This is a genomic window from Clostridium sp. YIM B02551, from assembly GCF_022324735.1.
GTDB lineage: Bacteria > Bacillota > Clostridia > Clostridiales > Clostridiaceae > Clostridium_T > Clostridium_T paridis.
In genome coordinates this window covers 74020-87549 of sequence record NZ_JAKGTF010000014.1, presented here as the reverse complement: position 1 = coordinate 87549, position 13530 = coordinate 74020, and the positions used below count along the sequence as shown (strand labels likewise).

Annotated in this window: 10 protein-coding genes and 1 other annotated feature (1 of these 11 only partly in view); of the genes, 7 read left to right on the top strand and 3 right to left on the bottom strand. The window is 29.1% G+C overall.

Features of this window, described 5'->3' with window-relative positions:
* Positions 1 to 118: 118 nt before the first annotated feature.
* Genes L1S47_RS16585 through ymfI form a run of 3 tightly spaced genes read left to right on the top strand, consistent with a single transcriptional unit; the run spans position 119 to position 2676 of the window.
* Positions 119 to 970: a metallophosphoesterase gene (locus tag L1S47_RS16585; RefSeq protein WP_202766486.1), complete on the top strand. Its 852-nt coding sequence runs from the start codon at positions 119 to 121 to the stop codon at positions 968 to 970.
* Between the two features lie 18 nt (positions 971 to 988).
* Positions 989 to 1912, top strand: coding sequence for a dipeptidase (locus L1S47_RS16580; RefSeq protein WP_238884939.1), 924 nt, complete (start codon positions 989 to 991; stop codon positions 1910 to 1912).
* Between the two features lie 20 nt (positions 1913 to 1932).
* A complete protein-coding gene (ymfI, locus tag L1S47_RS16575; protein ID WP_238884937.1) occupies positions 1933 to 2676 on the top strand; it encodes an elongation factor P 5-aminopentanone reductase in 744 nt (247 codons plus the stop codon).
* A gap of 72 nt (positions 2677 to 2748) precedes the next feature.
* On the opposite strand, the gene L1S47_RS16570 is transcribed toward ymfI, so the two are convergent.
* Complete coding sequence (locus L1S47_RS16570; protein WP_238884935.1) at positions 2749 to 4248, bottom strand: HAMP domain-containing sensor histidine kinase; 1500 nt, start codon at positions 4246 to 4248, stop codon at positions 2749 to 2751.
* Positions 4245 to 4919 carry a response regulator transcription factor gene (locus L1S47_RS16565; protein ID WP_373689107.1) on the bottom strand — a complete coding sequence of 225 codons (675 nt, stop codon included), beginning with the start codon at positions 4917 to 4919 and terminating at the stop codon, positions 4245 to 4247. Before L1S47_RS16565 ends, L1S47_RS16570 begins: the two co-directional genes overlap by 4 nt.
* Before the next feature lie 80 nt (positions 4920 to 4999).
* Here L1S47_RS16565 and L1S47_RS16560 point away from each other — a divergent pair, with 80 nt between their 5' ends.
* Genes L1S47_RS16560 through L1S47_RS16550 form a run of 3 tightly spaced genes read left to right on the top strand, consistent with a single transcriptional unit; the run spans position 5000 to position 8097 of the window.
* A complete protein-coding gene (locus L1S47_RS16560; protein WP_238884931.1) occupies positions 5000 to 6253 on the top strand; it encodes a pitrilysin family protein in 1254 nt (417 codons plus the stop codon).
* 2 nt (positions 6254 to 6255) lie between these two features.
* On the top strand, positions 6256 to 6894 hold the full coding sequence (gene recX, locus L1S47_RS16555) for a recombination regulator RecX (protein WP_238884929.1): 639 nt from the start codon (positions 6256 to 6258) through the stop codon (positions 6892 to 6894).
* A gap of 48 nt (positions 6895 to 6942) precedes the next feature.
* Positions 6943 to 8097 carry a transglutaminase family protein gene (locus tag L1S47_RS16550; RefSeq protein ID WP_238884927.1) on the top strand — a complete coding sequence of 385 codons (1155 nt, stop codon included), beginning with the start codon at positions 6943 to 6945 and terminating at the stop codon, positions 8095 to 8097.
* A 114-nt stretch (positions 8098 to 8211) separates the two neighbouring features.
* Here the strand turns inward: L1S47_RS16550 and L1S47_RS16545 are convergent, their stop codons facing one another.
* A complete protein-coding gene (locus L1S47_RS16545) occupies positions 8212 to 8556 on the bottom strand; it encodes a tetratricopeptide repeat protein (RefSeq protein WP_238884925.1) in 345 nt (114 codons plus the stop codon).
* A 510-nt stretch (positions 8557 to 9066) separates the two neighbouring features.
* Here L1S47_RS16545 and L1S47_RS16540 point away from each other — a divergent pair.
* Positions 9067 to 13332 (top strand): acyl-CoA dehydratase activase-related protein, encoded by a 4266-nt coding sequence (locus L1S47_RS16540; RefSeq protein ID WP_373689105.1) that lies wholly within the window; start codon positions 9067 to 9069, stop codon positions 13330 to 13332.
* Between the two features lie 140 nt (positions 13333 to 13472).
* Positions 13473 to 13530: a binding site (T-box leader), on the top strand; it runs 183 nt beyond the window's last position.

The following is a 13530-nucleotide window of genomic DNA, read 5'->3' as shown; positions in this document are numbered from 1 at the left end:
TATGGTGATTTTTATTTTACTCAAATTATCATAACTAATGAGAATAATTATCTTCAGTGTGCCTAGATATATGTCTTTTTCATATAGTATAATGATATTAATAATTAAAGAGGAAAATATGTACAATAAAAGATTAGATAATCTATGTTGTAATTCTAAAATAGTGGAGTTAAAACCTAGAGATAAGTTTGTGTTTATAAGTGACTGCCATAGAGGTGATGGAAGCTATAGGGATAGTTTAATACAAAATTATAATATATATAAAGGGGCTTTAAACTACTATTTAAAAAATAAATTTAAGCTAATAGAAATTGGAGATGGAGACGAGCTTTGGGAAAATAAAGATTTTAGGGATATAGGGTTTGTATATAAAGATATTTTTGAAATTCTTCTTAAGTTTAAAAAAAGAAATGATCTTTATTTAATATGGGGAAATCATGATATGATTAAGAAGAATAAGAAAAGACTAACAAAAATAATAAACTTTAGTAAGAATGAAGCTTTTTATAAAGTGCTTATGGATTTATATGGTGAAGGTGATATATGTGAAGGTATTAAGTTAACCAATGGAGAAAATGAATACTTAGTGATACATGGGCATCAAGTGGATTTTTTTAATAGTGATCTATGGTTACTTTCAAGATTTTTATTAAGAAGTGTATGGAGTAAATTGCAAAACTTTGGAATTAAGACGCCTATATCTCCAGCAAGAAATATTTCTAAAAGAAATAAAATAGATAGTAGGATTATAGAATGGTGTACAAAAAATAATAAGAGGATTATAGCAGGTCATACACATAGCAGCAGAATAAGTGATTTAAAGACAGGAGAGTATTATAATGACGGGTGTTGTGTGTTTCCAAACCATATTACTACCTTAGAGTATGAAAATCAAAGATTTAAATTAATTAAGTGGACTTTAGATATAGAATTAGATAATAGAATAGTTTTAAGCAGAAAAGAATTATAAATATTATTGGAGGAAGAAATGAAATTTATAGATATGCATTGTGATACACCATCATTTTTATATAAAAATAGGGGTGAGAATCTTAAAAAGAGTAGTGGATCTGTAGACATAGATAAATTAATTAAAGGGGAAGCGTTTTGTCAGTTTTTTGCTTTCTTCATAAATTTAGAAAAGGTAGAAGATCCTTTTGAAGAGTTTAAAAGTATGTTTAGCAACTTCCAAAAAGAATTAAATAATAATAAAGATGTAATTAATGGAGTAACTAGTTACAAGCATTTAAATAGTGATAAAATTGGAGCACTTTTTACTATTGAAGAAGGAGAAGTAATAAAAGGAGCTATAGATAATTTAATAGAAGTATATAATTTAGGTATTAGAGGAATTACATTAACCTGGAATTATGAAAACTCAATAGGATATCCAAATTATAAAAAGGAATTTATGAATAAAGGTCTTAAGGAATTTGGTATTGAAGTAGTAAGTAAAATGAATGAATTAGGAATGCTCATTGATACATCCCATCTTTCTGACGGGGGTTTTTACGATGTTTATAAATATTCAAAAAAACCATTTATTGCTACCCATTCTAACGCCCGAGAAATATGTAATCATCCTAGAAATTTAACCGATGACATGATAAAGATACTTGGGAATACTGGTGGGGTAATGGGTATTAATTTCTGCTCTTGGTTTTTAGGAAAAAGCGAAGTATCTAGAATAGACGATATTATTGCTCACATTAAACATATCAGAAATGTAGGGGGAATTGAAGTTATAGCCCTAGGTAGTGATTTTGATGGAATTGAGAATAAGGTGGAGATAGAAGATGTTTCAAAAATGCCTTTGCTTAAGGAAGCACTTATTAAGAATGGATTTAAAGAAAATGAGATAGAAAAAATATTTTATAAAAATGCTGAAAGGGTTATAAAAGAAATTTTATAATTATACAACTAGGAGGAAAAATGAGTAATTTAAAAGGAAAAGTAGCAATTGTAACTGGATCATCAAAAGGAATAGGAAAATCTATTGCAATTAGTTTGGCTGAAAAAGGTGCAAATATAATAATAAATTATAACAGTGATGAAAAAGGTGCAATTGATACACAAGAGAAAATTAAGGCTCTTGGAGGGAATAGCCATATAGTAAAAGGGAGTGTTGCAAATTATGATGATTGCAAATATATTGCTCAAGAGACTCTTAAAGTGTTTAAAAGAATAGATATATTAGTAAATAATGCAGGCATTTCAAAGATAGGACTATTTATGGATATCAAAGTAGAAGAAATGGACTCATTGATAGATGTAAACATTAAGGGAGTGCTTAATATGTCGCATGTTGTTATTCCACATATGTTATCTCAAAGAGCAGGAAGTATTATAAATATTTCTTCAATGTGGGGAATAGCAGGAGCTTCTTGTGAGGTAATTTACTCTTCAACCAAAGGGGCAGTAAATTTATTTACAAAATCTTTAGCAAAAGAAATGGGTTCTGCTAATATAAGAGTAAATGCAGTTGCGCCAGGAGTTATAGAAACAGAAATGAATAAATGGATGGATGAAGAAGAAAGAAAAGAATTAGAAGAAGAAATCCCATTAGGTAGATTTGGCGAAGGAAAGGAAGTTGGTGACTTAGTTAGTTACTTATCCAGTGATGAAAGCAAATATATAACTGGACAAATAATCTCAATAGATGGGGGATTTTTATAGATTAAATAAAAGCTAAAAAAGGTTACTTATGGAATGATAATAGAAAGAAGAAGCTGAGGCTTCTTCTTTCTATTATTCATATTCAGTTTCTTTTGAAGCTTCTAATGTGAAAAAAGCTAAAACACCTTTTTCAGTATTTTTAATTCCGTAAGAACTCTTATGTAGGTCTAATATTCCTCTTGTAATAGATAGCCCTAATCCAGAGGAATTACCATCACGCTTACCTGACTTATCCACCTTATAGAACTTATTCCATATATTATCAAGCTCTTCTGGGGCTATAGATGCACCTAGGTTTTCTATGGATACAAGGACTAATTCATTTAACTTTTCTAAAGAGATAATTATCTCCTCATTGTTAGGAGTGTACTTTATTGCATTAGTTATAAAGTTACTTAATACTTGCTCAATCTGAAAAGTATCACCAGTTACATAAAGATATTCAAAGGAAGGGTTAAAGTTTATAGATATATTTTTTTCATTTATCAAGCCTTCATATTTCCTAAGAGATAAATTTATCATTCTTATTAAGTTGAAACTTTCAAACTTTGGTTTTAGCACTCCAGATTGAAGTTTAGATAACTCTAACATATCCATAACGAGTTTATTCATCTTATGAGCTTCATCAATTATGATATTGAAGTAATTTCCGTCAGGATCCTTTAATACACCATCCCTCAACCCCTCAGCATATCCCTCTATTATTCCAATAGGAGTTTTTAATTCATGGGAAACATTTGCGATAAAGTTTTTTCTCATTTCCTCAATCTCTCGTTCCCTTTCAACTTCATTTTGGAGTGACAAATTCTTGCTTTTAAGCTCTTCTAGTGCGTTGCTTAAGTTAGAAGATAAGAAGTTTAAAGTTTCTCCGAGATTGTTTATTTCGTCATTGTCTTTAGGTGTATATCTTTCTGAAAAATCCATGTTACTCATTTTAGTTGCAATTTTATTAAGCTTTATAAGTGGATTAGCGATATATCTAGATAAAATAACTGAATATAATACGGCTACTAATAAAGAAACAGCTATAAAGTATGGTATAAATGAGGATAATACACTTGAAGCTTCTCTAATTGGATGAACAGTAGAAACAGCAATAAGAATAGAATCATATTTATAATTTAGTGACATTGGGCAGGCTGATACTATTATATTTGTATCTAATTCTTCACTATAGTATGTTTCTGTTTTTACTTTGCCTGATGATATCAATGAATTAACTGTAGTTTTATCAGAGGCTAACCCATTAAATATTGATCTAAATAGATTTTTAAACTCACTCCTTGTATTAGGAGGGAAAAATACTTTAGATGTATCTAGATATAATATTCCTAGTTGGCCATTGTTATCTTCTTGAAATTTATACATTGATTCTAGTAAAGTAGTACTATCATCGCCCTTAAAAGAATTATTTTTACTAAATGTATCTAGGTTATTACTAAGGTTTTTAGTCTTTTCTTGTACATAGAATTTTTCAAAGAAACTTTTTTGAAAAATTAGAATAAGTGAAACTAGAATTGTTAGTGTTAATAGGGTGATAATAAATATTCTTTTACCTATTTTACTATTCATTCTTTCACCTCAAATTTATATCCACTTCCTCTAACTGTTACAATGTAATCAGATGCATCAGCTAGCTTTTCTCTCAAACGTTTCACAGTAGTATCTACAACTCTGTTATCTCCAAAATAATCATATCCCCAAACTCCGTCCAAGATTGTGTCTCTAGAAAGAACAATTTTTTCATTTTCAATGAGATATAACAATAAATCATATTCTTTTGGTGTAAGTGTAATTGAAGTTCCATTAACCAATACTTCCATGGATTGTTTATTTACACTTAGCTTAGAAAAGCTTATAATAGTACCCTTAGTACTAGAACTAGTTCTTTTTAATAATGCTTTAATTTTGGCCACAAGAACTTTGGGTGAAAAAGGTTTAGTAATATAGTCATCTGCACCTAGCTCATAGCCTAATAGTTTATCTTCTTCCTGGCTCTTAGCAGTTAGTAAAATTATAGGAACTGAAGAAGTTTTTCTTATTTCCTCCATTACAGCTAAACCATTGAGACCAGGCATCATTATATCTAATATAACTAACTTTATGTCATGTTGCTTAAAAAGGTGTAATCCTTCATTACCATTGGAGGCTTCAATTATGTTAAATTGCTCAATAACAAGATAATCTTTTAATAGCGCTCTTATTCTATGTTCATCTTCAACAATTAATATATTTTCCATAATACTCTTACTCCTTTCATTAATATATTATATAATAATTTACAGGTATAATTAAAGTAATTAATAATAAAAGGAGCAAATGAATGGTGAAACTTAATTTTGATGCAAAGTCCCATGTTTTAAAAAATGGGTTTAAGGTTATAACAATAAATAAAGATACACAATTAGCATCTATAAATTTAGGGATAAAGGTAGGTGCTTTATATGAAAATGATAATGAGAAGGGAATATCTCATTTTATTGAACATATGGTGTTTAAGGGAACACAAAAAAGAAATAACGAAGAATTAAATGATGAATTAGAAAATTTAGGTGGGGAATATAATGCATATACTGATTATACTTCAACAGTCTATTCAGTTACCTGTCTTCAAGAGGAGATTGAAAATGCTATAGAGTTAGTAAGTGATATGATTATAAACCCAGTTTTTGATGAGGAAGAATTGAAAAAGGAAAGAGGAGTAATTCTATCTGAAATCAGAACAAGTAAGGATGATATTGAGGATTTGAGTTTTAGAAGAACTAGTGATTTTGCTTTCCAAAAAAGCGGGCTTAAGTATGATATAATGGGAACAGAAGAAAGTGTTGCTGCATTTAAAAGAAAAGACTTAGCAGAGTTCTATAAAAGATACTATAATTCAACCAATGCGATTCTTACATTTGTATCAAATTATTCTCATGATGAAGCAATAGATTTAGTTCAAAAACATTTTAGTTCTTGGGAAAAATCAATTCCTGTCAAACCTGAGTTTATATTTGAAAAAAATAAACCTGGAATATTTGAAACTTATAAGAATGATATTGAACAAACCACAATTACTTATTTATTTGCTTTCAAGGAATTACCTAAGAGCATGGAACTTCCTTTGAAAATACTAAATCATAAGTTAGGGGAAAGTTCAAATTCATTACTTTTTAGAGAATTAAGAGAAAATAGGGGCTTAGCATATGATGTATATACTCATTTGGATATAAGCAAAGATGTTAAAACCCTTCATATATTTACATCAGTAGATGAAGAGAGTGCATCTGAGACTATGAAGGTAATTAATAACTGTATAGAAGATATAAAGAATAGAAAAATAATTTTTGATGATTCAACATTTTCTTTAATGAAAAAAGTTCACAAAACTGCGGTAATATCCACTTTGGAAGATCCAACAGATTTAGGAAACTATTGTTTGCATCAGTTATTAGAAGATGAAGATATATATGAATTTATTGAAGATATGGATGAGCTAAACAAATTAAAGCCAGAAGATATTTATGAAGTTTCAGAACTTCTACTTAAGGCTCCAACAATTCATATTTTAAAACCCAATGAAAGAGATGAATAAGATTGAGTAAGATAACAAAAATAGAAGTAGCTAAAAGAAATAAAGAAAGAGTAAATGTATATATAGATGAATCATATGCATTCTCTTGTTTTGGAGAGTTAATATATAAATTTAATTTATCTAAAGATATGGTGATAGATTTAGATAAACTAAGTGAGTTAGTTGCTCAAGAAGAATTTTTAAAATGCAAAAATTCAGCATTAAGAATACTTGAAAAAAATCATAAAACCAGAAAAGAAATTGAAGATAAGCTAATAGAAAAAGAATATTCAGAGAAGACAATTGAAAGAACTTTCAAATTTTTAGAGGAATATAATTTTATAAATGATGATAAATATAGCGAACTGTATATAAAAGATAAGATTAAAAATCAAGGAAGAAATAAGATTAAGTATACATTGATGAGAAAAGGTATTGATAAAGAAACAATTAATGAGAAGTTAATGAACATAGATGAAAATATTGAAAAAGATACCTGCATTAAACTAGCAGAAAAAAAGCTACAGAGTTTAGCAAGAAAAGAAGATAACAAATATGTTATATCAACTAAGCTTATTAAATTTTTAATATCTAAAGGATATGACTATGAAATGGCATCTGGTGTAGCAAAAGAAACATTGAATATTAGTATTTACGATTAGGATTTTAAAGATATAATATGATTACCAATCCATTAAGGAGGTGTTCTTTTGAAAAGTTATTATATAGATATACTATTTCTTTCTTGTTTACTGATTCCTATAGTAATAGGAATATTTAATGGATTTAAAGCAAATAATTTTATGAATGAGATAAAAAGCATTGAGGAAAGTATATGTCTTATTATTTCATTTTTCTTTACAATTAACTTTTTAAATAAAAGCTCATTGTTTAACAAGAATTTTTTTGATACAATATCACCTTCATTTAGCGAGTTTGTGCAGAATAATCCTAAACTATCGTATTATATAATTCTTATAATATGTACTTCAATCGCATATGGAATAAGTTTAATACCTTTTGCTATAATTAATAGTGTGATTATTAAGCCAGTAGTTAAAAGAGTTGAGAGTTATTCAGATGGTGGAGGTAGCATTAGAAGAGCAATAATTTCAGGATTTTTTAAGATACCTTATGGAATAATTTTAGCTTGTCTATTTGGTATGATATTGCAAGGGGTAATATTCTTAAAGCCTTCAGATAAAATTATTAAAGTTGCAAGTGAATCAAAATCCTATCAATATTTTTATAAAAATATATTTAATCCTATTTCAACGTCTAATTTTGCGAAGACTTTACCAGATTTAATCGGTGACTCATTAAAAATAGATGTAGTTAATAGCGAAACAAATGTAGGAAATAGTACAAACATCCCTAAAGGTGGAATTGTACTTTATAATGGAATAACCTTGGATGAAGGTGTTAAATCCAATAACGAAATTGACTCTTTGGCAAGAAGTATAACCAAAAATAAGACATCTACCAAGGAAAAAGCAAAGGTAATCTATTCTTGGGTAGGAAGCAATATAAAATATGATTATTCAAAAGCTGAAGCTATTATGAGTGATAATTATAGGAATAAGTCTGGTGCAATAGAAGCATATAACACAAGAAAAGGCATATGTTTTGACTATGCATGTTTATATGTAGCCATGGCTAGAGCCAATAATTTAAAGGTTAGGATAGTAGTTGGACAAGGATTTGATGGAACAAAGTGGGTAAGTCATGCATGGAATGAAGTATATTTAACAGAAGAAAAAAGATGGATAAATGTTGATCCGACATTCTATGTTGGAGGAAATTATTTTGATAATAAAAATTTTGATAGCGATCATAAGAAAGATAAAGTAATTGGGGAGTGGTAATGTTTTCTATATATGAATTTGAAACATTAACTTGTTCATAATTTGTTTAAATACTATTGATTAATTTAAAAACTCATTTATAATAATAGGGATACCAAATGTATGGAATCCCTATTAAAGTTTTTTTAAAAGTAAATCAATTGCTTTTTCACAATCAGTATCATTATTATCTAAAGCCCATGCTCTATTAAAATATAAAAGTGCTTTTTTAGAATTAGAAATCATTGCATATGAATAAGCAAGATTAAAAAAATACTTACTTTCAGCTGAATAGCTTAAAGCCTTTTCTATGTATTTGATTGCTATATTATAATTTTTCATTTTTATAGCACATACTCCTGCATTATAATATGAGCAAGATAAATTTTCGTTGATTTTTATAGCTTTTTCATAATAATCCAATGCCTTAAGGTAGTTTTTACTATTGTAAAGATTGTTTGCTTCTTGAAAATAACTCATAGTACCTCCATAATTATTTTGGTTTATTATAGTTTAATTTTTGACATAAAAAAATTTAATATTCAACAAACATAAAAATAGTTAATATTCTTATGAAATCTATATTCTAGGGTTTTTATAGGAAACTTAACTTATTCTTTTTTGAAAGTTTTAAGTTCAGGATATTTTCAAGAATGAATAAGTTAATAGTTGAACTTAAAGCCCAATTAGCTATTAAACTATATTTTAAGTAAATATATTTTTAACTTTTAAAACCGCATTTTTAATAATATAATTAAGTGGGGTCTTTCTAGTTTTTTTACTCTTCTAGGAATTTCTAATATTTTAAGATTGTTGATAACAATATAATTCAACTATAATCTAAGGATTTACTAGAATCCCAAAGAGTAAAAAGTAGAATTAGTCGCCTGCCAAATTTTCCACACATGCATTTGGAAAGGCAGATGCGAGAAAAAAATCGACGGCTCATAATCGCCTTGACGATTTTTTATGAAGAAAGGAAGGGGTTTAATGTATAATTTAGGGTTAGACGTTGGGTCTACCACCGTTAAATTAGTAGTATTAAATGCGTCTAATAAAATAGTATTTAGTAGATATAAAAGACATTTTTCAGATATTAAAAGCACTATTATAGGATTGATTAGGGAATCTTATAAGCAATTAGGTAATACTGAAATATCAATAAGTATTACAGGTTCGGGCGGACTTTCAGTTGCAAAGTGGCTTGGAGTTAATTTTATACAAGAAGTTGTGGCTTGTACTAAAACGGTAGAAGAGATTATTCCAGAAACAGATGTTGCAATCGAATTAGGCGGAGAAGATGCTAAAATCACATACTTCAAAGGTGGAATAGAGCAAAGAATGAATGGTAGCTGTGCTGGGGGGACAGGTGCATTCATTGATCAAATGGCATCCTTATTAAAAACTGATGCTTCTGGTCTTAATGATCTTGCTAAGAATTATGAAGTTATATACCCAATTGCTGCAAGATGTGGAGTTTTTGCTAAAACAGATGTACAACCTTTAATAAATGAAGGTGCAAAGAAGGAAGATATAGCAGCTTCTGTTTTACAAGCAGTAGTTAATCAAACAATAAGTGGACTTGCATGTGGAAAGCCTATAAGAGGAAAAGTAGCCTTTTTAGGAGGTCCATTATTCTTCCAATCAGAGTTAAGAAAAAGATTTATTGAAACATTAAATTTAAAAGATGATGATGTGATTTTCCCAGAGAATTCGCAACTTTTTGTTGCTTTAGGTGCAGCAATATCATCAAAAGAACATGAAACTGTTATATTTAAAGATATTGTAGACAAGCTAAAAGATTTATCTAATATTGAAGAACATGAAATAGATAGTTTGAGAGCCTTATTTAAAGATGAACAAGAACTTCAAGAATTTAAAGATAGACATGATAAAAATAAAGCAAAAAGAGATGAGATTGAAAATTATTCTGGAAATTGCTATTTGGGTATAGATGCTGGATCAACAACTACTAAAGTTGCTTTGATTGGCGAAGAAGGAGAAATATTATACTCATACTATGGATCAAATGAAGGAAGTCCATTAGTAAGAGTTGTGGGTATATTAAAGGATATCTATGGAAAATTACCTAAAACAGCTAAGATTGTAAATTCAACTGTAACTGGGTATGGAGAAGGTTTAATAAAATCAGCACTACATATTGATATTGGAGAAATAGAAACCATAGCTCACTACAAGGCTGCAGAGCATTTCCTTCCAGGTGTGGATTTTATTTTAGACATTGGTGGACAAGATATGAAGTGTCTTAGAATAAAAAATGGTGTAATTGACAGTATATTACTAAATGAAGCTTGTTCGTCAGGATGCGGTTCATTTATTGAAACCTTTGCTAAGTCTCTTAATATGGAAGTTAAAGATTTTGCTAAAGAGGCATTATATGCTTCTAATCCAGTAGACTTAGGGTCAAGATGTACTGTATTTATGAACTCAAGAGTAAAGCAAGCTCAAAAGGAAGGAGCAACAGTAGGAGATATTTCTGCTGGACTTTCTTACTCAGTTATAAAAAATGCTTTATTTAAAGTAATTAAAATTAGAAGAAAAGAAGAAATGGGTAAGAAGATCATCGTTCAAGGGGGTACCTTCTATAATGATGCTGTTCTTAGAAGTTTTGAGTTAGTTTCAGAAAGAGAAGTTATAAGACCAGATATTGCAGGACTAATGGGTGCCTTTGGTGCAGCATTAATATCTAGGGAAAGATATGTTCAAGATTCTGAGAGCAATATTCTTAAGGTTAATGAATTAGAAAACTTTAGTTTTGATACAACCTTAGAGAGATGTGGTTTATGTGGTAACAATTGTTTGTTAACAAAAAATAAATTCTCTAATGGAGAAACATTTATATCAGGAAATAGATGCGAAAGACCAATAATAGGTAAAGTATCAAATGATGATGTACCAAATCTTTATGATTATAAATATAAAAGAACATTTAATTATATTCCTTTAAAGAAAGAAGAAGCCAAAAGAGGAACCATAGGAATTCCTAGAGTTTTAAATATATATGAAAATTATCCATTCTGGTTCACCTTTTTAAATGACTTAGGTTTTAGAGTGGAATTATCACCAAGAAGTACTAAACAGATTTATGAAATGGGAATAGAAACTATACCTTCAGAATCTGCATGTTATCCAGCTAAAATTGTTCATGGACATATAATGGCATTAGTTAATAGAGGTATTGAAAATATATTCTATCCTTCTATTGCATATGAGAAAAAAGAAGATGAAAGAGCAAATAATCATTACAATTGTCCAATAGTTACTTCCTATCCAGAAGTAATAAAAAACAATATGGATGTAATACAAGAAAAAAATATTAACTACTTGAATCCATTTTTCTCATTAAATGATAAGGAAAGACTACTTCCAAGACTAGTTGAAGAATTTAAGGGCTTTAATGTAACAGTTGAAGAGTGTAAGAGAGCTTTAGATTTAGCTTGGAATGAAAGAGAAAATTATAAGCAGGATATAAGAGATAAGGGTGAAGAGGTAATTGCATATCTAAAAGAAACTGGAAAGAAGGGTATTGTTTTAGGAGGAAGACCATATCATGTGGATCCTGAAATAAACCATGGTATACCTAATATAATTACTTCTTATGGAATGGCGGTCTTAACAGAAGATTCCGTTGCTCACTTAGGAAACTTAGAAAGACCACTTAGAGTTGTTGACCAATGGACATATCATTCAAGATTATATAGTGCAGCTGCACACGTATGTGAAAATGATAATTTAGAATTAGTTCAATTAAATTCCTTTGGTTGTGGACTTGATGCAGTTACTACAGATCAAGTACAAGAAATTTTAAATGCTAGTGGAAAGATATACACAGTATTAAAAATAGATGAAGGAAATAACCTAGGTGCTGTTAGAATAAGAATTAGAAGCTTAAAAGCAGCTATAGAAGAAAGAATTAGAAATCATTATGTTCCAGTAAAGGAAGAGTTTAAATATAAATCTCCTACTTTCACAAAGGAAATGAGAAAAACTCACACGATATTAGCTCCTCAAATGTCACCTATTCATTTTGATTTAGTGGAGGCTGCATTTAACTCTTCTGGATATAAAGTTGTAGTACCAGAAGAAGATAAGATGGCTATAGAAGAGGGCTTAAAATATGTAAATAATGATGCTTGTTATCCTTCTATAATTACAATTGGACAAATAATTCATGCATTAAAATCAGGAAAATATGATTTAAATAATACATCTGTAATCATCTCACAAACTGGTGGTGGTTGTAGAGCAACTAACTATATAGCATTCCTTAAAAAAGCATTAGTAGAAGCAGGTTTTGAAAATATTCCAGTTTTATCACTTAATGCAGTTGGTATGGAAAAACATCCTGGCTTTAAGCTTACACTTAAGTTACTAAATAAAGCTTTAATGTCACTTGTATATGGAGATTTATTCATGAGAGTTTTATATAGAGTAAGACCTTATGAAAAAGTTAAAGGTAGTGCAAATGCGCTATATGAAAAGTGGAGAGCAATAGCTATTGAGAGTGTTAAAAGAGGTTCATTGTCGACCTTTAAGAAAACTGTTAGAGGGATAATTAAAGAATTTGATGAATTAGAACTTTTAGATATTAAGAAGCCAAGGATTGGTGTAGTAGGTGAAATCCTAGTTAAATTCCATCCATTAGCTAATAATGATGTAGTTAGTATAATAGAAAATGAAGGTGGAGAAGCAGTAGTTCCAGATCTTTTAGATTTCTTCTTCTATTCAGCTTACGATTCAGACTTTAAATATAGATATCTTTCATTTAGTAAGAAGAGTAAGAACAATGGACACCTAGCTATTTGGGCTATGGAGTTATATAGAAAAGAAATGAAAAAAGCATTAGAGGAAAGTGAAAGATTCCATCCACCAGTAAGTATTCAAGAATTAGGAAATATGGCATCGCAAATATTATCTTTAGGACACCAAACTGGTGAAGGTTGGTTCTTAACAGCTGAGATGATGGAGCTTATAGAAAGTGGTGTTAATAATATTATTTGTATGCAGCCATTTGCATGTCTTCCTAACCATGTTACTGGAAAGGGAATGATTAAAGCACTTAAGCATAGATATCCATTATCTAATGTAGTAGCTATTGACTACGACCCAGGTGCTTCTGAAGTAAACCAATTAAATAGAATTAAGCTTATGTTTGCAACAGCATTTAAGAATTTAGATGCAAATCAAAAACCTAAGAAAGTTTTATGGCTTAATGAAGAAGTTAGAAATGTTTAAATAATAAAAAACCAGAAGTCTTAGGGCTTCTGGTTTTTGTTTTTAGAAATATTAGTGGTTTATTATATAATGAAATTATTACTATTTATCCTTGACAGATTAAGATTCAATAATATAATATAATTAATATACAAATTTATATCTATGCTATGATAAAGAGGAGTAGAGATATTAATGATATTAAGAGAGGAAAACTCA

Excerpts from the sequence above, each read along its gene's own strand:
- L1S47_RS16545 (WP_238884925.1), bottom strand. The coding sequence starts at position 8,556 with ATGAGTTATTTTCAAGAAGCAAACAATCTTTACAATAGTAAAAACTAC.
- L1S47_RS16585 (WP_202766486.1), top strand. The coding sequence starts at position 119 with ATGTACAATAAAAGATTAGATAATCTATGTTGTAATTCTAAAATAGTG.
- L1S47_RS16560 (WP_238884931.1), top strand. The coding sequence starts at position 5,000 with ATGGTGAAACTTAATTTTGATGCAAAGTCCCATGTTTTAAAAAATGGG.
- L1S47_RS16570 (WP_238884935.1), bottom strand. The coding sequence starts at position 4,248 with ATGAATAGTAAAATAGGTAAAAGAATATTTATTATCACCCTATTAACA.
- L1S47_RS16580 (WP_238884939.1), top strand. The coding sequence starts at position 989 with ATGAAATTTATAGATATGCATTGTGATACACCATCATTTTTATATAAA.
- L1S47_RS16540 (WP_373689105.1), top strand. The coding sequence starts at position 9,067 with ATGTATAATTTAGGGTTAGACGTTGGGTCTACCACCGTTAAATTAGTA.
- ymfI (WP_238884937.1), top strand. The coding sequence starts at position 1,933 with ATGAGTAATTTAAAAGGAAAAGTAGCAATTGTAACTGGATCATCAAAA.